General features: G+C 68.2%; 1 protein-coding gene. It reads left to right on the plus strand.

The window, feature by feature from the left end; all coding sequences use genetic code 11:
* The coding region (locus XH87_RS04735) for a DUF1522 domain-containing protein (protein WP_271586344.1) at positions 1 to 387 on the plus strand (387 nt) is incomplete at both ends.

The raw sequence follows: 387 nt of genomic DNA on the forward strand, positions 1-387 counted from the left end.
CACACGATCACCTTCCGCGCCGGCTCCGCGCCGACCGGCACCTCGATCCCGAGCGGTTCGGGTGTCAACGCGGGTGGCAGCATCCTCACCGACGGCAACGGCAACTCCACCGTCTATCTCGGCACCACCGCTGCGCCGACCGCCAACGTCAACGACCTCTTGACCGCGATCGACCTCGCCAGCGGCGTGCAGACCGCCTCGATCAGCAGTGGTGTTGCGACCATCGGCGTGGCCTCCGGTGCGACTGCCTCGTCGATCGCCGCCGGTATCGCGACGATCAAGAGCTCGACCGGTGCCGACCTGTCCATCACGGGCAAGGCCGACTTCCTCAAGGGGCTGGGCCTCACCAGCGCCACGGGCAGTGGCAATGCGACGCTGAACGTCACG

Origin of the sequence: Bradyrhizobium sp. CCBAU 53415 (assembly GCF_028128735.1) — a bacterium.
GTDB lineage: Bacteria > Pseudomonadota > Alphaproteobacteria > Rhizobiales > Xanthobacteraceae > Bradyrhizobium.